The sequence below is a fragment of the Pseudomonas sp. ENNP23 genome, assembly GCF_001728945.1.
Classification (GTDB): domain Bacteria; phylum Pseudomonadota; class Gammaproteobacteria; order Pseudomonadales; family Pseudomonadaceae; genus Metapseudomonas; species Metapseudomonas otitidis.
Genome location: NZ_LYSP01000067.1, coordinates 1 through 19,260, shown reverse-complemented (window position 1 = coordinate 19,260; position 19,260 = coordinate 1). Strand labels below are relative to the sequence as shown.

The 19,260-nt window shown below is 68.0% G+C and carries 14 protein-coding genes and 1 pseudogene; 5 read left to right on the top strand and 10 right to left on the bottom strand.

Annotated elements, in window-relative coordinates; all coding sequences use genetic code 11:
- Positions 1–55 precede the first annotated feature (55 nt).
- The 9 genes from A9G05_RS25115 to kdpF all read right to left on the bottom strand — a co-directional run bounded on the left by A9G05_RS25115 (position 56) and on the right by kdpF (position 11,548).
- A complete protein-coding gene (locus tag A9G05_RS25115) occupies positions 56–1,546 on the bottom strand; it encodes a DUF6531 domain-containing protein (RefSeq protein WP_083272665.1) in 1,491 nt (496 codons plus the stop codon).
- A 113-nt stretch (positions 1,547–1,659) separates the two neighbouring features.
- Positions 1,660–2,334, bottom strand: coding sequence for a phytanoyl-CoA dioxygenase family protein (locus tag A9G05_RS25110; protein WP_069563540.1), 675 nt, complete (start codon positions 2,332–2,334; stop codon positions 1,660–1,662).
- Between the two features lie 94 nt (positions 2,335–2,428).
- Positions 2,429–3,337, bottom strand: coding sequence for a glutaminase B (glsB, locus tag A9G05_RS25105; protein ID WP_069563539.1), 909 nt, complete (start codon positions 3,335–3,337; stop codon positions 2,429–2,431).
- 276 nt (positions 3,338–3,613) lie between these two features.
- Positions 3,614–4,303 carry a response regulator gene (locus A9G05_RS25100; RefSeq protein ID WP_069563538.1) on the bottom strand — a complete coding sequence of 230 codons (690 nt, stop codon included), beginning with the start codon at positions 4,301–4,303 and terminating at the stop codon, positions 3,614–3,616.
- Positions 4,304–4,406: 103 nt separating this feature from the next.
- On the bottom strand, positions 4,407–7,052 hold the full coding sequence (locus A9G05_RS25095; RefSeq protein WP_069563537.1) for a sensor histidine kinase KdpD: 2,646 nt from the start codon (positions 7,050–7,052) through the stop codon (positions 4,407–4,409).
- Complete coding sequence (gene kdpC / locus A9G05_RS25090) at positions 7,049–7,600, bottom strand: potassium-transporting ATPase subunit KdpC (RefSeq protein ID WP_069563536.1); 552 nt, start codon at positions 7,598–7,600, stop codon at positions 7,049–7,051. The genes A9G05_RS25095 and kdpC overlap by 4 nt, the downstream gene beginning before the upstream one ends.
- A gap of 84 nt (positions 7,601–7,684) precedes the next feature.
- Entirely contained in the window at positions 7,685–9,739 is a 2,055-nt protein-coding gene (gene kdpB, locus A9G05_RS25085; RefSeq protein WP_069563535.1) for a potassium-transporting ATPase subunit KdpB, read from the bottom strand.
- A gap of 10 nt (positions 9,740–9,749) precedes the next feature.
- Complete coding sequence (kdpA, locus tag A9G05_RS25080; RefSeq protein ID WP_069563534.1) at positions 9,750–11,450, bottom strand: potassium-transporting ATPase subunit KdpA; 1,701 nt, start codon at positions 11,448–11,450, stop codon at positions 9,750–9,752.
- Positions 11,451–11,458: 8 nt separating this feature from the next.
- Positions 11,459–11,548: a K(+)-transporting ATPase subunit F gene (gene kdpF / locus A9G05_RS27495; RefSeq protein WP_069563533.1), complete on the bottom strand. Its 90-nt coding sequence runs from the start codon at positions 11,546–11,548 to the stop codon at positions 11,459–11,461.
- 535 nt (positions 11,549–12,083) lie between these two features.
- Between kdpF and A9G05_RS25070 the strand changes: the two genes are divergently transcribed.
- The gene (locus A9G05_RS25070; RefSeq protein WP_069563532.1) at positions 12,084–15,008 is read left to right on the top strand and encodes a carbohydrate-binding protein; all 2,925 of its coding nucleotides are present in this window, start codon (positions 12,084–12,086) and stop codon (positions 15,006–15,008) included.
- 65 nt (positions 15,009–15,073) lie between these two features.
- Here the strand turns inward: A9G05_RS25070 and cysK are convergent, their stop codons facing one another.
- Positions 15,074–16,048, bottom strand: a complete 975-nt coding sequence (gene cysK, locus A9G05_RS25065) for a cysteine synthase A (protein WP_069563531.1) — start codon at positions 16,046–16,048, stop codon at positions 15,074–15,076.
- A 144-nt stretch (positions 16,049–16,192) separates the two neighbouring features.
- Here cysK and A9G05_RS25060 point away from each other — a divergent pair.
- The 4 genes and pseudogenes from A9G05_RS25060 to A9G05_RS25045 form a co-directional block, all read left to right on the top strand.
- Positions 16,193–16,600 (top strand): annotated as a pseudogene (locus A9G05_RS25060) (hypothetical protein); the annotation flags it as partial.
- Between the two features lie 141 nt (positions 16,601–16,741).
- Positions 16,742–17,587: a MoxR family ATPase gene (locus tag A9G05_RS25055; protein WP_044409321.1), complete on the top strand. Its 846-nt coding sequence runs from the start codon at positions 16,742–16,744 to the stop codon at positions 17,585–17,587.
- 61 nt (positions 17,588–17,648) lie between these two features.
- Positions 17,649–18,044: a GFA family protein gene (locus A9G05_RS25050; RefSeq protein ID WP_069563530.1), complete on the top strand. Its 396-nt coding sequence runs from the start codon at positions 17,649–17,651 to the stop codon at positions 18,042–18,044.
- A gap of 29 nt (positions 18,045–18,073) precedes the next feature.
- Positions 18,074–19,252 (top strand): VWA domain-containing protein, encoded by a 1,179-nt coding sequence (locus tag A9G05_RS25045; protein WP_069563529.1) that lies wholly within the window; start codon positions 18,074–18,076, stop codon positions 19,250–19,252.
- The last annotated feature ends 8 nt before the right edge of the window (positions 19,253–19,260 follow it).

Sequence of the window (19,260 nt, the reverse complement as noted above, 5' to 3'; positions counted from 1 at the left end):
GAGCGCGAGGACGCTCAGGCGGTGCAGTGGGTTCATGGGCAAGTCCTTGTGCGGTTCAGCGCGGGCTGACGCTCTGGCTGAGTTGGCGTCCTTGGTCGTCGTAGCGGTAGGTGGTGATGCGGTCCGGCTCGGTGACGGTGAGCGGCAGGAACAGCGTCGGGTGCCACGCCGTAAGAACGGTACGGGCCTGGGGCGTGCCGTGGGCTTCGGTGCGGGAGACTTCGAGGCCACGGTCGTTGTAGTCGAAGGTGGTGACGTTGCCCTTGTTGTCGGTGCGGGTCTTCACCAGGCCACGGTCGTCGTAGGTGAAGGTGGCGTTGCTGTTGGGGCAGTTGGCCGAGGGTTCGCCTTCGATGGCGGTGATGCGGCGGATGCCCTGGATGGTCTGGAAGCGGTAGGTGGTGCGCTTGCCGAGGGCGTTGGTGACGGTGGAGGAGCCGTCGGGGTTGTAAGCCACGGTGACCTTCTCCGCACCGCCGGCGTGCTCGCTGGAAATGGCACGGCCCTGGTCGTCGTAGGTCCAGGTGGCGTAGCGGATGCCGCGTTCGTCGGTGATGCCGGTGAGGAAGCGGGGGTACTGGGTGTTCTCGTAGAGGAAGCGTCGCGTAGTCGTGCTGCCATCCAGACTTTTCTTCAGCCCGATCAGCCGCTTGCGGATGTCGTATTCGTACTGCACAGAGGTGCCAGGCGCCTCGAGTGTCAGTGGTTGCTGCCGGGTGTCCTGGGTAAAGCCGAGGCTCTGCCCGGTATCACTGGTAACCGTCACCAAAGCGTCGTTGTAGCTGAGCACGAGGCTGCGGCCTTCACCATCGGCCTGCCTTTTCAGGCGGCCCTGGGCATCGAAGTGGAACTGCTCCTGATTCGCCGAGGCGTAAAACCAACCGTCCGCAGCCGGCGACAACGTGCCGAACTCATCGGAGGACGCCGTGACTGTATTGCCAGAGCGCGCGAACTCCACCTCCCGCCCATCCGCCAGGATCAAACGCAGGCTCGTCGTCCCAATAACCAAACGGGTTGAGTACGTGTGCCGCCAGTAGCCGTCGAAACTGTTGTACCGCCGCTCGAAACGCAGCAGCGGAGCAGTGTTGCTCTGGTAGTCCAACTCAGACTGGTACTTGTTGCCGACAGCCGTATTGATGGGATTGCCGTGGCAGGAATTCGTCGGCGGCATGCCCTTGTTCTTGCTCTGGATAAGCTCCGGGTCGTAGGTGATGGTCATCGTGTCGCTGGCTGAACACCCTCCCACGCGACCACTGACGAACAGGAAATTCTGCCCAGGCCGCAAAGTGACGCCCACTCCGCGCCCCTGGAGGAATGAGACGGCCGCCGTGAAAGACCCCGAATAGTTGAAGAATGGCGAACCGTTGAGCGTTGCTGTCACGGTGCCGTAGTCCCCTTCCTTGGCATCGGCGCCACCGACACCATAGACCGTGATCGCCGGGCTTCTGACCGTGGCGCCTTCACCGGGGGATGTGAAGCTGAGGGTGCAGGCCTGGGAGGCCAAGGGGGCAAGGCCGATAGCAACGGCCAGGCTGAGATAACGCATGCGTCCTTTCTCCTTGCGTGAAGGGTTCTCGTCCGTGGAGCCGCAATGGTAGACCGGGCGCAAGGCTTTAGATTGAGGAAAGGCCCGCACCTCCTGTGCGAGACGTCCGAATGCTAATGACCGTATTCCTCCCCCACCTCGAAATACTCCACAGGCTCCATCCGCACATAGCGCAGCGCGGCGGTGGCCTGGTGCTGGGCGTAGAGGGGCGCGGCGAAGTAGGCGACCAGCAGGGTGCGGCGTCGGCTGCCGAGGCGGTTGAGGCTGCCGGCGTGGATCAGGTCGGCGTCGAAGACGAGGATGTCGCCCGCCGAGCCGCTCAGTTGAATCGCATGGGATTCGTCGTCGAAGTCGACGGGAGGCGCTGCCAGGTCGGGGCGGTGGCTGCCGGGGATGAGGCGGGTGGCGCCGTTGTCGGGGCCGTAGTCGTCGAGGAAGACCAGAGCGTTGACGGTGTCGCCGGGGCGCTCGGCGGAGAAGTCCCGGTGCAGCCGCTGCCTGCCGCCATTGGGCAAGGGTTCGCGCCCTTCCACCTGGGCGAGGAAGAAGCGCTCGCCGATCAACGCGCCCACCACGGCGAGCAGCGCCGGCAGGCGGCACACCGCGCGGACGCCGGGGTCGAGGTCCAACAGCGCGTGCTGCCAATCCAGGCCGCGCGGCACCGGCCACTCGGCGGAGGGTTTCACCCCGGCGTCGAAGGCGCTGCGCAGGCCTTCCAGCCAGTCGGCCGGCACCGCCCCGCGCAGCAGCGCAAAGCCATCCCGGTGAAGCTGTTCGTGGTCGATCATGGCGTGCTCGATGTCCTTATCGGTGGCCGTGGATGAGGATGATCCGGTGCGGCGCATGATCAACCGATCCGCGCCCCACCGGCATTGATCACCGTCAGAAGATGGACCAGCCGATCCGTGCGGAGAGTTCCTCCAACGCCGCCATGCCGGCCACCGAGTTGCCGGATGCGTTCAGCTCCGGCGACCAGACGCACACGGTGAACTGCCCCGGCACCACGGCGACGATGCCACCGCCGACGCCGCTCTTGCCTGGAAGGCCGACGCGGTAGGCGAAGTTGCCGGCCTCGTCGTAGAGCCCGCTGGTGGCCATCAGCGCGTTCACCTGGCGGGTCTGCCGGGCGCTCAGCACAGTTTCGCCGCTGTGCACGTTGACGCCCTCGTTGGCCAGGAAGCTGAAGGCCCGCGCCAGGTCGGCGCAGCTCATGCACAGCGCGCAGTGGTGGAAGTAGCTGCGCAGCACCTCCTCCACGTCGTTGTGGAAGTTGCCGAAGGACTTCATCAGGTAGGCCGCTGCGGCATTGCGCGAGCGGTGTTCGTACTCCGAGCGCGCCACCACCGCATCCGACACCACCTCCGGGTTGCCCGAGAGGCGCCGCACGAAGTCGCGCATGGACAGGCTCGGCGCGGCGAAGCGCGACTGGTTGATGTCGCAGATCACCAGCGCCCCGGCATTGATGAAGGGGTTGCGCGGCACGCCACGTTCGAACTCCAACTGCACCAGCGAGTTGAACGGCTGCCCTGATGGCTCGTGGCCCAGGCGTTCCCAGATGGCCTCGCCGGAGTGCTGGAAGGCCTGCACCAGGCTGAACACCTTGGAAATGCTCTGGATGGAGAACGGCAGATGACCATCACCGGCGGTGTAAAGCTGGCCGTCGTTGCCGTACACGGCAATGCCCAACTGATTGGGGGCGACCCGTGCAAGGGCCGGGATGTAGTCGGCGACCTTGCCGGTGCCGATGAGGGGGCGAATGTGATCGAGGATGTCGTCGAGCAGGGCTTGCATCGTGAGAGGGTCCGAACGAGTAACCAAGCGGGTCAGGAATAGGGCACCTCTAAAAACGTAGGCGAGGCCGTCAGCGCAAGGCAAAAACAGGCGAAAAAGCGCAGTTTACGTGCGGTAAATGAGCATTTTGATCGGACTCGCGCACGAGCCTGTTTTTAACGCCGCGATGACAACGCAGGTAGTTTTTAGAGGCGCCCAATAAGCGCTAGACGACGGATACGCCGCGCACAACACAGCACCGTCGCAAATACCGCGACAGGATCGCAGGTGCCGCCCCTAACCCTCCAGCAGGCGGTAGCCGACGCCGGCCTCGGTGACGATGAAACGCGGCGCGGCCGGGTCGTCGCCGAGCTTCTGCCGCAGATGCCCCACCACCACCCGCAGGTAGTGGGTGTCCTCGACATGGGTGGGGCCCCAGATGTCCTTGAGCAGTTGCTGCTGGGTCACCACACGTCCGAGGTGCCGCGCCAGTTGGGCGAGCACGGCGTACTCCTTGCGGGTCAGGGCCACCTCCTGGCCGTCCAGGGTGACGCGGCGGTAGGCGAAGTCCAGGTGCAGCGGGCCGCTGCTCACGCTGGCCTCCTGGGGTTCACCGCCGCCCTGGCGCAGCAGCACCCGCACCCGGGCGAGGAATTCCTGGATGCCGAAGGGCTTGGTCACGTAGTCGTTGGCCCCGTTGTCCAGCGCCAGCACCTTCTCGCCCTCGCTGGCCCGCACCGAGAGCACCAGCACCGGCACCTGGGACCACTGGCGCAGCTCGGCCAGCACGGCCTGGCCGTCCATGTCCGGCAGGCCGAGGTCCAGCACCACCAGGTCGGGCCGGCCGAGGGCTACCTGGGCCAGGCCCTCGGTGCCGTTGGCGGCTTCGAGCACCTTGTGCCCCTGGGACGCCAGGCTGATGCGCAGGAACTTGCGGATCTGTGCTTCGTCGTCGATGACCAGCACGGTTGATTGGGGGGTCGTCATGGGTGATTCATCACATCGATTGCCAGTCCGGCTCGCATCCTTGTGGGAGCGAATTCATTCACGAAGGACGGCCCCGCCGTCCCTTTCCGCCAGCGCCCCGCCATCACTCTTCCTCCAGCACCGGCTGCGGGTGCAACGGCAGGTGCAGGGTCAGCGTAGTCCCCCGACCATCCAGCCCCTCACCGACGCTGACGCGGCCACCGTGGGCGCCGACCATGCCCTGGCAGATGGCCAGGCCCAGGCCGGTGCCCTGCCCGCCTCGGTCGCCCCGGGCGGCGGTGTAGAACATGTCGAAGATGCGCTCGCGCTCGGCCACCGGGATGCCGGGGCCTTCATCGCTGACCGCCAGGCGCAGTTCGTCGTCGCCCGCCTCCACCGCCACCCGCAGGCGGCCACCCGTGGGCGAGAAGCGCGCGGCGTTCTCCAGCACGTTGACCAGCGCCTGCTCGATGAGTGCTGCATGAACGTAGAGCAGCGGCAGCGCCTCGGGCACCCGCGTCTCCACCTTCAGCGGCGCCAGCACCGGGCGCAGCCGCTGCAGGGCGCTGGCGATGATGTCCACCGGCGCCACCCAGTCGCGGGCCAGCTTGAGGCCGCCGTGACCGAGGCGGGTCATGTCCAGCAGGTTCTGGATGTAACGATCCAGGCGCTCGGCCTCATCGCGGGTGCCCTCCAGCAGCTCGCGGCGGTCCGCCAGGGGGATCGCCTCGCCCAGGGCCAGCAGGCTGTCGATGGAGCCGCGCATGGCCGTCAGCGGCGTGCGCAGGTCATGGGAGACGGACGCCAGCAACGCGCTGCGCAACTGCTCGGTCTCGCCGTGCAGGCGCGCGGCCTCCAGGTCCTCCGCCAACTGGGCGCGGGCCAGGGCCTGGGCCAGCGGCTGGCCGAGGGCGGCCAACAGGCGCCGGCGCTCGGCGGACAGCGGCTGGCCGTCGCGCGGTGCCACGCCAAGCAGGGCCAACGGGCCGTCCTCGCCGCTCAGCGGCAGCCACCACCAGCGCCCGCCCGGCAGCGTGCCGGTGCCCAGGCCGGCGCTCTGCTCGTGCTGCCAGGACCAGTCGGCGGCAGCCCGCTCCTGGTCCGCCAGCAGGCGCTGCACGCCGGCTTCGATCCGCCACAGCCCGTCACGGCCACGGCCCAGCAGGCACACCTCCAGATCGGTCCAGGCCTCGAACTGCTGGGTGGCCGCCTTCATCACCGCCTGGCGATCGGTAGCGGCGGTGAGCTTGCGCGAGAGGTCCAGCAGCGCCGTGGTTTCCGCCTGGGTGCTGCGCAGGGCCTGCACCTGGCGGCGCTGGCGCGAAGCGAGGTTGCCGGTAAGCCCGGCCATCAGCAGAAAGAACAGCAGGGTCAGCACGTCTTCCTGGCGGGCGATGGTCAGGGAGAACACCGGCGGGATGAACAGGACGTCATAGGCCAGGAACGACAACCCGGCGCACACCAGCGCCGGGGCCAGGCTGCTGCGCACCGCCACCAGCAGCACGGCGGCGAGGAACACCAGAGAGATGTTCGGCAGCGCCAGCACCAGGTGCGCCCCCCAGGCGATGCCGCTGGCGGCCAGCACTGCCGCCAGCGCCAGGCCGTAGTCTCCCGCCGGCACGGGATCGCGCCCACTGGGCGCGGGGCGGGTGTCCGGATCGGTGTCGAGCACGCTGATCTCCAGCCCCTGGCCATGGCGCAGCAGACGTTCCGCCACGCCCCGGCCCAGCCAGCGACGGCGCAGGCGCTGGCGGCTGCGGCCCACCAGCAGCAGGCTGGCGCGGCGCTCGCGGGCGTGGGCCAGCAGGGTCGAGGTCACGGCCTCGGCACGCAGCGTCACCACCTCCCCGCCCAGGCGCTCGGCCAGTTGCTGGGCGGCCTGCAGGCGGGCGCGGCTGTCTTCGTTGCGGGTGCGGCCGGTGTCCACGTGCACCAGGCTCCAGGGCAGGTGACGGCGCTCGGCCACCCGGCAGGCATGGCGTACCAGGCGCTCGGCCTGATCGTCGCCGTCCACCCCCACCAGCAGGCGGCCGCGCACCGGCGGTGCCTCCTGGCCCTGCAGGCGGTAGCGCCGCGCCAGGTCGGCGTCCACCCGCGCAGCGGCGGTCTGCATGGCCAGCTCGCGCAGGGCGGTGAGGTTGGTCTGGGAGAAGAAGGCGTCGATGGCCGCGCGGGCCTGTTCCGGCACGTAGACCTTGCCTTCGCGCAGGCGCTCCAGCAGCTCGCGGGGCGGCAGGTCGATGAGGAGGATCTCGTCCGCCTCCTGCAGCACCCAGTCCGGCACCGTCTCGCGCACCTGCACGCCGGTGATGTCGAACACCTGGTCGTTGAGGGCCTCCAGGTGCTGCACGTTGACCGTGGTGTACACGTCGATGCCGGCGGCCAGCAGCTCCTGCACATCCTGCCAGCGCTTGGCGTGGCGGCTGCCGGGGGCGTTGCTGTGGGCCAGCTCGTCCACCAGGGCCAGGCGTGGCGGGTGGGCCAGCAGGCCGTCCAGGTCCATCTCGGTCAGCGGCACGCCCCGGTACTCCAGGCGTCGCTGGGGTTGTTGCGGCAGGCCGGCGAGCATCGCCTCGGTCTCGCTGCGGCCGTGGGTCTCCACCACGCCCACGCGCAGGTCGACGCCCTGGCGCCGTTGCGCCTGGGCGGCCTGGAGCATGGCGTAGGTCTTGCCCACGCCGGGCGCGGCACCGAGGAAGACTTTCAGGCGGCCACGCCCTTCAGGGGGCAGTTCGGCCAACAGCGCGTCCGCGCGGCCGGCATCACTCATTCGGGCATCTCGTTCAGTCTCAGGTTGAGGGCCAGCACATTGACCACCGGCTCACCGATGGCCGGCCGTTCGGTGTAGCGCTCCACCAGGCGCTCCAACTGCTCGGGCTGCAGGTGGCGGGCGGCGGCGATGCGCGGGATCTGGTAGCGCGCGGCGGCCGGCGGCAGGTGCGGGTCGAGGCCGCTGCCGGAGGTGGTCACCAGGGCCATCGGCACCGGGCCCTGGGCGTCGGCCAGCAGGCGGTTGGCGTCCTTGTTGATGCGCTCGGCCAGGGCCGGGTTGCTCGGCGCCAGGTTGCTGGCCCCGCTGGACACGGTGGCGTAGTCGCCGGCGGAGGGGCGCGGCTGGAACCATTGCGGGCCGTCCACGGGTTGGGCCAGCAGGCGGCTGCCGCGCACCTCGCCCTGGGCATCGCGCACCAGGCTGCCGTTGGCCTGCTCGGGGAAGGCCACCTGGGCAATGCCGGTCACGGTGAGGGGGTAGGCGACGCCGGTAATCAGGGTCATCAGGGCCAAGAGGCTCAGGGCGGGTCGAAGTTGCGAAAGCATATTCAGTTCCTCGATGGAAAGCGAAGGCGAACGGGGGCGGGTCCGGCCCCCGGTCCTCCCCTCCCTGGTAGGAGGGGAATGGCGTCAAACCAGGCCGATGACAGTCAGCAGCACGTCGATCACCTTGATACCGACGAAGGGCGCCACCAAACCGCCCAGGCCGTAGATCAGCAGGTTGCGGCGCAGCAGGCTGGCGGCGTCCGCGGCCTGGATGCGCACCCCGCGCAGAGCCAGGGGGATCAGCGCGATGATGATCAGCGCGTTGAACACGATGGCCGAGAGGATGGCGCTCTGCGGGCTGTGCAACTGCATCAGGTTGAGCACGCCCAGCTGCGGGTAGATGCCGGCAAACAGCGCGGGGAGGATGGCGAAGTACTTGGCCACATCGTTGGCCACCGAGAAGGTGGTCAGCGCGCCACGGGTCACCAGCAGCTCCTTGCCCACCTGCACCACGTCCAGCAGCTTGGTCGGGTCGGAGTCCAGGTCCACCAGGTTGGCGGCCTCGCGGGCGGCCTGGGTGCCGTCGTTCATCGCCAGGCCCACATCGGCCTGGGCCAGCGCCGGGGCGTCGTTGGCGCCGTCGCCGCACATGGCCACCAGCTTGCCTTCGCCCTGCTCGAAGCGGATGCGCGCCAGCTTCTTCTCCGGCGTGGCCTCGGCGATCACGTCGTCCACCCCGGCTTCGGCGGCAATGGCGGCGGCGGTCAGCGGGTTGTCGCCGGTCACCATCACGGTGCGGATGCCCATGCGGCGCAGCTCGGCGAAGCGGTCGCGGATGCCGGGCTTGATCACGTCCTTGAGGTGGATGGCACCCAGCAGGCGGCCATCGGCAGCCACCAGCAGCGGCGTGCCGCCGCCCTGGGCGATGCGTTCGACCTCGCGGGCGAGCATCTCCGGCATGCCGTCGCGCTCCATGCCGACCCAGGCCAGCACCGCGTCCACGGCGCCCTTGCGGTAGCTGTGACCGTTCCAGTCGGCGCCGGAGAGGCGCGTCTCGGCGCTGAAGGCGATGGCGGTGACGGCCTCGCGGGCCGGCTCCTCCAGGGTGTTGAGCGCACGCAGGTACTCGACGATAGACTTGCCTTCCGGCGTATCGTCGGCCAGGGAGGCCAGCAGCGCCGCGTCGGCCAGTTCCTTGCCGCTGACACCGGGGGCCTTGACCATCGCGCTGCAGCGGCGGTTGCCGAAGGTGATGGTGCCGGTCTTGTCCAGCAGCAGCACATGCACGTCCCCTGCCGCTTCCACGGCACGGCCGGACTTGGCGATGACGTTCAGGCGCACCAGGCGGTCCATGCCGGCGATGCCGATGGCCGAAAGCAGGCCGCCGATGGTAGTGGGGATGAGCGTCACCAGCAGCGCCACCAGGTACACCAGCGGCAGGTCACCACCGGCGAAGCGGGCGAAGGGCTGCAGGGTGGCCACCACCAGCAGGAAGATCAGCGTCAGGCCGATGAGCAGGATGTCCAGCGCCACTTCGTTCGGCGTCTTCTGCCGGCGCGCACCTTCCACCAGGGCGATCATGCGGTCCAGGGTCGACTCGCCAGGGTTGGCGGTGATCTTCACCAGCAGCCAGTCCGACACCACACGGGTGTTGCCGGTGACGGCCGAGCGGTCGCCGCCGGACTCGCGGATCACCGGAGCGGATTCACCGGTGATGGCGGCCTCGTTGACCGCCGCGATGCCCTGGATGACCTCGCCGTCACCGGGGATCAGCTCACCCGCCTCGACGCGGACGATATCGCCCCGGCGCAGGCTGCTGGCCGGCACCGTCTCGAAGGCACCGGAGGCCGTGCGGCGACGGGCACCGAGGCCCTGGCTGCCGGCCTTGAGGCTGTCGGCGCGGGCCTTGCCACGGCCTTCGGCCAGGGCCTCGGCGAAGTTGGCGAAGAGCACGGTGAACCACAGCCACAGCGCGAGCTGCAGCGCCAGGCCGAGGGACACCGCCGGGTTGGGGATGAAGCAGAGCACGGTGGTCAGCACCGCAGTCAGCTCCACCACAAGCATCACCGGCGAGCGCTTGAGCTGGCGCGGGTCGAGCTTGACGAAGGCCTGCACCAGCGCCGGCTTCCACAGCGCGGCGACGGTGGTGGCGGAGGGTTGCTTGGCGCCGGCCTTGGGCGCCTTCAGAGGGGCGTTCATGTGGTTTCTCCTAGAAGCCCTGGAGCTGCGCGAGGTGTTCGGCGATGGGCCCGAGGGCCAGTGCCGGAAGGAAGGTCAGGCCACCCACCAGCAGGATGGTCAGGGTCAGCAAAGTGACGAACAGCGGGCCATGGGTGGGGAAGCTGTCGGCACCGACCGGCGCGCGCTTCTTCGTCGCCAGGCTGCCGGCGATGGCCAGCACCGGGAGGATGTAGCCGAAGCGTCCGAGCAGCATGGCCAGGCCGATCATCACGTTGTGGAACACCGTGTTGGCGCCCAGCCCGGCGAACGCCGACCCGTTGTTGGCGGTGCCCGAGGTGTAGGCGTAGAGCGCCTGGCTGAAGCCATGGGCGCCAGGGTTGGTGATGGACGCGGCCGGGCCCGGCAGGCTCACCGCCAGGGCGCAGAACACCAGCACGCCCACCGGCATCACCAGCAGGGTGGCCACCAGCAGGCGAACCTCGCGGGCCTCCAGCTTCTTGCCCAGGTATTCGGGGGTGCGGCCGATCATCAGGCCGGCCAGGAACACCGCGATCAGCACGAACAGCAGCATGCCGTAGAGGCCCGCGCCGACCCCGCCGAAGATCACTTCGCCGAGCATCATGTTGAACATCGGCACCATGCCGCCCAGGGCGCTGAAGCTGTCATGCATGGCGTTCACCGAGCCGTTGGACGCAGCCGTGGTGGTCACTGCCCAGAGCGCCGATGCAACCGTGCCGAAGCGGGCTTCCTTGCCTTCCAGTGAACCCACCTGCTCGATGGGCAGCGCAGCCAGTGCCGGGTTGGGGCGGAACTCAGCCCACAGCGTGACACTGAGGCCGACGGCGAACAGCACGAGCATGCAGGCCAGCAGCGCGCGGCTCTGGCGCAGGTCCTTCACGTAGTGGCCGAAGCTGAATACCAGCGCAGCGGGGATCAGGATGATCGACGCCACCTCGAACAGGTTGCTCCAGGCGCTGGGGTTCTCGAACGGGTGGCTGGAGTTCACGCCGAAGAAGCCACCGCCGTTGGTGCCGAGCTGCTTGATGGCGATCTGGCTGGCGGCCGGACCGAGGGGGATGACCTGATCGGTGCCGCCCAGGGTCTTGGCACTGACGTAGTCGGCGAAGGTCTGCGGCACGCCCTGCCACACCAGGAACAGCGCCAGCATCAACGCCAGCGGCAGCAGCGCATAGAGGGTGCCACGGGTCAGGTCGACCCAGAAGTTGCCCAGGTCCCGCGTGCTGCGCCGGGCGATGCCACGGGCCAGGGCCACCAGCACGCACAGGCCCACCGAGGCGCTGACGAAGTTCTGCACCCCCAGGCCGACCATCTGGCTGAAATAGCTCAGGCTCGCCTCACCGCTGTAGGCCTGCCAGTTGGTGTTGGTGATGAAGCTGGCGGCGGTGTTGAACGCCAGGCTCCATTCCAGCCCCGGCAGATGCTGCGGGTTCAGCGGCAACAGGTGCTGCAGGGTGAGGATGGCGAACAGCAGCACCAGCCCGGCGGCGTTGAATGCCAACAGCGACAGGGTGTAGGTCTTCCAGTCGTACTCGCGCTGCGGGTCGACGCCGGCGATGCGGTAGCACAGGCGCTCCACCGGAGCGAACAGCGGGGTCAGGAAGGTGCGCTCACCCTCCATGGCGCGGTAGATGTAGCGCCCGATGAAGGGCGCCGGCACCAGCACCAGGAGGAAGAAGGCCAGGATCAGGCCGTAGTCCTGTACGTCCATGGCGCCCCCTAGCCACGCTCGGCGCGCAGCAGCGCAACCAGCAGGTGGATGAAAAGCCCCGTGGCCATGGCCAGGGACAACCCGTCGAGAATGCTCATGTGTGTCGCTCCGTGATGCGGACGGCGCCGCTTTGGGCGAATTCTCGACAAGGGGGGCGTAAAGGAACGAGCCACGGAAGGGCCTGGCGGCATAAAGATCGCGTAAAGAAGTGGGTCAAGTACCCGTCTGCCGGACTCCCAGCGCCTGGGCAGCACGCCGCGCTGACGCGAAGCGAGGAAGGCTCGGGCGGGGACAGCGCTCTTCAGGAGGGCGAGCCATGCGAGTCGGCAGAGCACGTCGAAAGCGGAACGCTCCAGCGGAAGTCCTGCGCCCCCGACCGTTCACCGCCTACCCCCACCCACGCCCGCTGCCGAGTGCCAAAACGCCCCCGGCATGATCCATCCCGGCAGCGCGGAAACACCCTGCCGAACCACCCGGTTCGGACCCGTCCGAAAATGCCCCGGCTTCTTTTACAGCGGCCCGAGGCCATGCCTACCATCAGCTCGCCGGCAACCAACCCTCCCACTGAACGATCACCAGCCACAGGCTGGCGAGCCCGCGCGCCTTCGGGCGGTGCAGGCTCAGGAGTGCTTTATGCCGAGCTTCAAGATCAACCCCATCTGCCGAGGCATCTGCCTCTGGGCAGCCTCACTGGGCACCCTGGCGGCCCTGCCGATGGCAACGGCCACTGCGGCCGATCCCGTCACCGCCCACCACGCCAGCGCCACGCGGGAAGTCACCCTCACTGGCCAGTTCATCGACCTGCAGGCCCTCAAGCCCGGCACGGCGCGCAGCGGTGTCGCCGCCCTGGGCACCGAGCAGTTGCGCCAGGAGGCAGGGCTGAGCCTGCTGCGCACCAGCGTCGAACCCAGCGAGAGCCAGCCCGGACTCAACGTCTACGTCGGCCAGACCCTGGGATCGGGCCGCAACCTCTCGGGCCCCGGTGAGTTCTTCCTCGCGGCGCGGAACGACGGCAGCTTCGTCGCCCTGCTGCCCGAAGCCAACACCATCATCCGGGGCTCGGCAGACGGCGAGCAGGTGCTGACCCGCTTCGACGCCCCGCACGCCTTCCACCCGAGCCAGGTCGACTACGTCGAGCAGGTGATCGAAGAGGTCCCCGGCATCCTTGAGGAGCGCGGCAAGCGCAGCCTGCTGGTGGACCGCAACCAGGCCGGTGAGATCGTGATCGACCTGCTGGCGGGCTTCTCCCAAAAAGCCGCCGACTTCATCGGTGACCACGAGGCCTATGCCCTGGCACAGGTCGCGATGGTCAACCGTGCCCTGAAGCAGTCTCAGGTCGAAGGGGTGCGCCTGCGCCTGGTGGGCACCCAGGTCGTCGCCGGCGATTACCCCATCACCACCGGCACACTCGCCCAGGTATCCACCCTGTTCCGCGACGGCATGCGCCAGTACAGCCCCGACCTGGTGGCCGGCTTTATCATGGGCACCCCGGGCGTTGACACCGCCATTGGCTGGGCCTACGTCCCAGGGCGCTACTCGATCAACTACATCAACTCCCCGGCCACCTTCCGTCACGAGGTGGCCCACAACGCTGGCGGCAGCCACTGCCCGGACGGCAAAAGCCACCGCTTCGGCTACAACAACGGTCGGGTCGGCACCATCCTCTGCGGCAACCACGTCCCCTTCTACTCCAACCCGGACCTGCGCGACGTGCAGGGCATCCCCCTGGGCGATGCCAGAACCGCCAACATGGCCAGGATCTGGCGCGAGAACGCGGCGCGCGTGTCCGCCTACAGCCCGGCGGTGATCCCGCTGGCCGATGAGATCAAGAATGAGGTACTGAAGGAGCGGGTCACCCTGGCCAAGGGCCAGTGGCGCAACTTCGTCATCGACGTACCCAAAGGCGCCCAGCGTCTGCTGATCGCCACCGCCCAGGGCGAGGGCTACGACCGGGGCAACGGCCGCTCGCAGCTGCTGCTGCGCCGGGGCGCTCTGCCCAGCGCCAACCAATTCGACGCCCGCTCGGCGGAAAGCGTCCAGCCCTTCCTGGCACTGGACAACCCGGCCCCGGGCCGCTGGCACCTGGCCATCCGCGCGGAAGCCAACAAACCGGTGGGCGACCTCTATCTGGACGGCGCGCTCTACGCCGCCACCCAGGACACCGCCCAGGCGCGCTACCTGAAGCTGGTGGCCGAGTCCTCCATCGATGGCAAGGAGCGCGCCAGCGCCGCCGAGCTGCACCTGGCGGATGCCCAAGGCCGGCTGCTGCCCCGTGACGGCTGGCGGGTGCACGCCGTCAGCAGTGCCGTCCCTGCCTCTGCAAGCGGCGCGCACGCCATCGACGGCAACACCGGCTCCTACTGGACCACCGTGCCCGGTGACCGCTACCCCCACCACATGGTCATCGACCTGGGTGGCACACAGCGCTTCTCCAGCCTCAACTACCTGCCCCAGCAGGTGCGCGACATGGAGGGCAACATCAAGGGCTACCGCATCTACGGCAGCGACAATCCCAACGGCAACTGGACACTGCTCGGCCAGGGCGAATTCAGCGCCAGCAACGAGGCACAGGCCGCCCCGCTGAAACCGGAGGACGGCGGCAAGCCGCCGGTGGTAGTGGTCCAGGGCCCGGCCGTGGCCGAAGCCGGCCAGCAGGTGCAACTGGATGCCTCCGGCTCCAGCGATCCCCAGGGCAGCGCGCTGAGCTACAACTGGTCCGTGGCCCCGGCGCTGGACTTCGACATCGACGGCCCGCGTCTGACCTTCAAGGCACCGGAGCACAGCAGCGACACCCGCTACCGCTTCAGCGTGACGGTCAGCAACGGCAAGCAGACCACCACCCGCGTGCATGAGCTGCTGGTCAAGGCCGCCAGCGGCGCCGGCGCCACCTGCGAAGCCACCTGGCAACCCGGCACCGAGTACCTGCAGGGCCACAAGGCCCAGTGGAAAGGCCGCCTGTACGAAGCCCGCTGGTGGACGCGCAACAACGAGCCCGGCACCCCCGCCTCCACCGGGGCGGACGGCAGCGGCAAGGTCTGGCGTGACCTGGGACCCTGCGAGGCCAACGGTACGCCCGAGCAGCCGCCGGTGATCCTGCCGCCGGTACCCACCATCAGCGGGCCGGCGGATGCCAAGGCCGGTGACCGCGTGCAGCTCAGCGCCGCCGGGTCGACAGACCCGAACGGACTGAACCTCAGCTACCGCTGGAGCTTGAGCCCCGCCCTCGCCTTCCAGAGCGACGGCGCCGGCCTCAGCTTCACCGCACCGCGCCTGGACAAGGACGCCGACTACACCTTCACCCTCACCCTGGGCAACGGCCACCACGAAGTGACCCGCACCCACAAGGTCCGGGTGAAGGCCGAGGCCGGCCAGCAACCAGGTACCTGCGCCAAGCCCTGGAGCACGTCGGGCACCTACGTAGCGGGCAACACGGTCACCCACAAGGGTCGCACCTACACCGCCCGCTGGTGGACCAAGGGCAACGAGCCCGGCAACCCGGCCTTCACTGGTGCCGACAACACCGGCAAGGTCTGGCGTGACGAGGGCGCCTGCCGGTAAAACCCAACCCCGCCAAACGAAAGAGGCCGCCCACCGGGCGGCCTCCTTCTTTACGCAGCAGCGGGTTACTGCTGCAGTTCCTGCTCGGTGAACAGACCGTCGAAGAGCATGGTGGACAGGTAGCGCTCACCCGAGTCGGGGAGGATCACCACCAGCGTCTTGCCCTGCATCTCCGGCTTCTCGGCCAGGCGCACGGCGGCAGCCATCGCCGCCCCGCAGGAGATGCCGCAGAGGATGCCTTCCTCGCGCATCAGGCGCTGGGCCATGGCCTTGGCCTCCTCGTCGCTGACCTGCTCGACGCGGTCGACGATGGACAGGTCCAGGTTCTTCGGCACGAAGCCGGCACCGATGCCCTGGATCTTGTGCGGGCTGGGCTTCACTTCGTCACCGGCCAGGGTCTGGCTGATCACCGGCGAGGTCACCGGCTCCACCGCCACCGAGAGGATCGGCTTGCCGCGCTGCTGCTTGATGTAGCGGGAAATGCCGGTGATGGTGCCGCCGGTGCCGACGCCGGCCACCAGCACGTCGATGGCGCCGTCGGTGTCGTTCCAGATCTCCGGGCCGGTGGTCGTCTCATGGATGGCCGGGTTGGCCGGGTTCTCGAACTGTTGCAGCAGCAGGTACTGCTCGGGGTTGCCGGCGGCGATCTCGGCCGCCTTCTCGATGGCGCCCTTCATGCCCTTGGCCGGCTCGGTGAGCACCAGCTCGGCACCCAGGGCCTTGAGCACCTTGCGCCGCTCCAGGCTCATGGAGGCCGGCATGGTGAGGATCAGCTTGTAACCCCGCGCCGCCGCGACGAAGGCCAGACCGATGCCGGTGTTACCCGAGGTGGGCTCCACCAGGGTCATGCCCGGGCGCAGGCGGCCGCTCTCTTCCGCGTCCCAGATCATGCTGGCGCCGATGCGGCACTTCACCGAATAGGCCGGGTTGCGCCCCTCGATCTTGGCGAGGATGGTCACGCCCTTGGGGCCCAGGCGGTTGATCATCACCAGCGGCGTGTTGCCGATGGCCTTGGAGTTGTCTGCGTAGATGCGGCTCATGAACCGGTCCTCGAAGGTGGCGGGTCGATGGGAGAAAGTGATCCAGCCTATGCCCAGGTGCCTCGGCCGTCCAGCCGAACCGAATGGCGCAACCCGCTCGACAAACTGCTGCCCGTCACCCTCAACGAACTGCGGGTGCTGGATGGCCGCTTCGACTTCCGCCGGGGCCAGGGCGATCTGGTGATCGAAGCCCGCGCCGACAACGCCCGGCTCAGCGGCTGCATCGAGCCACTGCTGCACGATGTGGACGTGTTCGATTGGCGCCAGGACGTGGAGAACGAGGACAAGGGCGTGCTCCGCGCCCTCTGGGAAGCCCTCGTCAGCGGCGGCGAGACCCTGCTGAAGAACCAGCGCCGCGACCAGTTCGCCACCCGCGTGGAGCTCAGCGGCAACGTGCACCAGCAGGACGTCAGCGCCTTCCAGGCGTTCATCGCCATCCTGCGCAACGCCTTCGTCGAAGCCTTCACCCCGCGCTTCGAACGTGCCCCGTCCGAGCGCGATGACGCCGCACGACCCACCGGAGGACAGGGCGCCGCCGCCACGACGAACTAGGCTTCAAGAGCGTGACCGCCCATTCAGTGACTGAATGCCCCGTCTGCGTTCACAGTGCGCCGGGGCTCACGCTATAGTCGGCGCCTCCACCTGATACCGCGCGCCCGGCACTGCCGGTCGTTACCGTTCGAGGATTACCTGATGAAGTTCGAAGGCACCCAGTCCTACGTCGCCACTGACGACCTCAAGCTCGCCGTCAACGCAGCGATCACCCTGCAACGCCCGCTGCTGGTCAAGGGCGAACCGGGCACCGGCAAGACCATGCTCGCCGAGCAGCTGGCCGAAGCCTTCGGCGCCAAGCTGATCACCTGGCACATCAAGTCCACCACCAAGGCGCACCAGGGCCTGTACGAGTACGACGCCGTGAGCCGCCTGCGCGACTCCCAGCTCAACTCCGACAAGGTCCACGACGTCCGCAACTACATCAAGAAAGGCAAGCTCTGGGAGGCCTTCGAGGCCGACGAGCGCGTGATCCTGCTGATCGACGAGATCGACAAGGCCGACATCGAGTTCCCCAACGACCTGCTGCAGGAACTCGACAAGATGGAGTTCTACGTCTACGAGACGAACGAGACCATCAAGGCCAAGCAGCGCCCGATCATCATCATCACCTCCAACAACGAGAAGGAACTGCCGGACGCCTTCCTGCGCCGCTGCTTCTTCCACTACATCGCCTTCCCCGACCGCGAGACGCTGAAGAAGATCGTCGACGTCCACTACCCCAACATCAGCGGCGAGCTGGTGGCCGAGGCGCTGGACGTGTTCTTCGACGTGCGCAAGGTCCCAGGCCTGAAGAAGAAGCCCTCCACCAGCGAACTGGTGGACTGGCTGAAACTGCTGATGGCCGACAACATCGGCGAGGCCGTGCTGCGCGAGCGTGACCCGTCCAAGGCCATCCCGCCGCTGGCCGGCGCCCTGGTGAAGAACGAGCAGGACGTGATGCTGCTCGAACGCCTGGCCTTCATGGCGCGCCGCGCCAGCCGCTGACCTGCCCCCCTCTCCCCGCCCACGGGAGAGGGTTCAACCGCCCACCGAGGAGGCCCCCGCCATGCATAACGGCAGTTGCCTGTGCGGCGCGGTGAAGTACCAGATCGACGCGCCCATCGAATCCGCCACCCATTGCCATTGCGGCCAGTGCCGCAAGGGCCACAGCGCGGCCTTCGCCAGCTACGGCAACGTGCGGCGCGAGCACTTCCGCTTCACCGCAGGGCAGGACCAGGTGGCCGCGTTCCACTCCTCCCCCCACGTGACCCGGACCTTCTGCCGCCAGTGCGGCAGCAACCTGCAATGGTTCGCCGACCACCCGCACCCCAAGTGGGTCTCGGTGGCCCTGGGCACCCTGGACTCGCCCCTGGGTGAAGTCCCGCAGAAGCACATCTACACAGAATCCAAGGCCGACTGGTACGCCATCGCCGACGGCCTGCCCCAGGAATCCCATTCCTGAGGCCCCACCGCTAGCAAGAGGGTGCAGCCATGCTGCTCAACCTGTTCAACGAAATGCGCGCCGCCAAGGTGCCGGTCTCGGTCCGCGAACTGCTGGACCTGATCAACGCGCTCAAGCACAACGTCGTCTTCGCCGACATGGACGAGTTCTACTACCTCGCCCGCACCGTGCTGGTGAAGGACGAACGCCACTTCGACAAGTTCGACCGCGCCTTCTCCGCCTACTTCAAGGGCCTGGAGAACCTCAACGAGCACATCGAGGCGCTGATCCCAGAAGAGTGGCTGCGCAAGGAATTCGAGCGCCTGCTCACCAACGAAGAGCGCGCGCAGATCCAGTCCCTCGGCGGGCTCGACAAGCTCATCGAAGAATTCAAGAAGCGCCTGGAAGAACAGAAGGAACGCCACGCCGGCGGCAACAAGTGGATCGGCACCGGCGGCACCAGCCCCTTCGGCTCCGGCGGCTTCAACCCCGAGGGCATCCGCGTCGGCGACGCCGGCAAGCGCCAGGGCAAGGCCGCCAAGGTCTGGGACCAGCGCGAGTACAAGAACCTCGACGACCAGGTGGAACTGGGCACCCGCAACATCAAGGTCGCCCTGCGCCGCCTTCGCAAGTTCGCCCGCGAAGGCGCAGCGGAAGAGCTGGACCTGGACGGCACCATCGACCACACCGCCCGCGATGCCGGCCTGCTCAACATCCAGATGCGCCCCGAACGGCGCAACACCGTGAAGCTCCTGCTGCTGCTGGACATCGGCGGCTCCATGGACGCCCACGTGAAGGTCTGCGAAGAGCTGTTCTCCGCCTGCAAGACCGAGTTCAAGCACCTGGAGTACTTCTACTTCCACAACTTCGTCTACGAGTCGGTGTGGAAGAACAACCTGCGCCGCACCTCCGAACGCACCTCCACCCAGGACCTGCTGCACAAGTACGGCGCCGACTACAAGGTGGTGTTCGTCGGCGACGCCGCCATGGCCCCCTACGAGATCACCCAAGCCGGCGGCAGCGTCGAGCACTGGAACGAAGAGCCGGGCTACGTGTGGATGAAGCGCTTCATGGAGAAGTACAAGAAGCTCATCTGGATCAACCCCTATCCCAAGGACACCTGGAACTACACCGCCTCCACCGGGCTGGTGCGGGAGCTGATCAACGACCAGATGTTCCCCCTCACCCTGCAGGGGCTGGAGGAAGGGATGCGGTTTCTCTCCAAGTGAAAAAGAAT

Bases quoted from the DNA above. Each gene is read 5' to 3' on its own strand.
- A9G05_RS25115 (WP_083272665.1), bottom strand. From the start codon at position 1,546: ATGCGTTATCTCAGCCTGGCCGTTGCTATCGGCCTTGCCCCCTTGGCC.
- A9G05_RS25110 (WP_069563540.1), bottom strand. From the start codon at position 2,334: ATGATCGACCACGAACAGCTTCACCGGGATGGCTTTGCGCTGCTGCGC.
- glsB (WP_069563539.1), bottom strand. From the start codon at position 3,337: ATGCAAGCCCTGCTCGACGACATCCTCGATCACATTCGCCCCCTCATC.
- A9G05_RS25100 (WP_069563538.1), bottom strand. From the start codon at position 4,303: ATGACGACCCCCCAATCAACCGTGCTGGTCATCGACGACGAAGCACAG.
- A9G05_RS25095 (WP_069563537.1), bottom strand. From the start codon at position 7,052: ATGAGTGATGCCGGCCGCGCGGACGCGCTGTTGGCCGAACTGCCCCCT.
- kdpC (WP_069563536.1), bottom strand. From the start codon at position 7,600: ATGCTTTCGCAACTTCGACCCGCCCTGAGCCTCTTGGCCCTGATGACC.
- kdpB (WP_069563535.1), bottom strand. From the start codon at position 9,739: ATGAACGCCCCTCTGAAGGCGCCCAAGGCCGGCGCCAAGCAACCCTCC.
- kdpA (WP_069563534.1), bottom strand. From the start codon at position 11,450: ATGGACGTACAGGACTACGGCCTGATCCTGGCCTTCTTCCTCCTGGTG.
- kdpF (WP_069563533.1), bottom strand. From the start codon at position 11,548: ATGAGCATTCTCGACGGGTTGTCCCTGGCCATGGCCACGGGGCTTTTC.
- A9G05_RS25070 (WP_069563532.1), top strand. From the start codon at position 12,084: ATGCCGAGCTTCAAGATCAACCCCATCTGCCGAGGCATCTGCCTCTGG.
- cysK (WP_069563531.1), bottom strand. From the start codon at position 16,048: ATGAGCCGCATCTACGCAGACAACTCCAAGGCCATCGGCAACACGCCG.
- A9G05_RS25055 (WP_044409321.1), top strand. From the start codon at position 16,742: ATGAAGTTCGAAGGCACCCAGTCCTACGTCGCCACTGACGACCTCAAG.
- A9G05_RS25050 (WP_069563530.1), top strand. From the start codon at position 17,649: ATGCATAACGGCAGTTGCCTGTGCGGCGCGGTGAAGTACCAGATCGAC.
- A9G05_RS25045 (WP_069563529.1), top strand. From the start codon at position 18,074: ATGCTGCTCAACCTGTTCAACGAAATGCGCGCCGCCAAGGTGCCGGTC.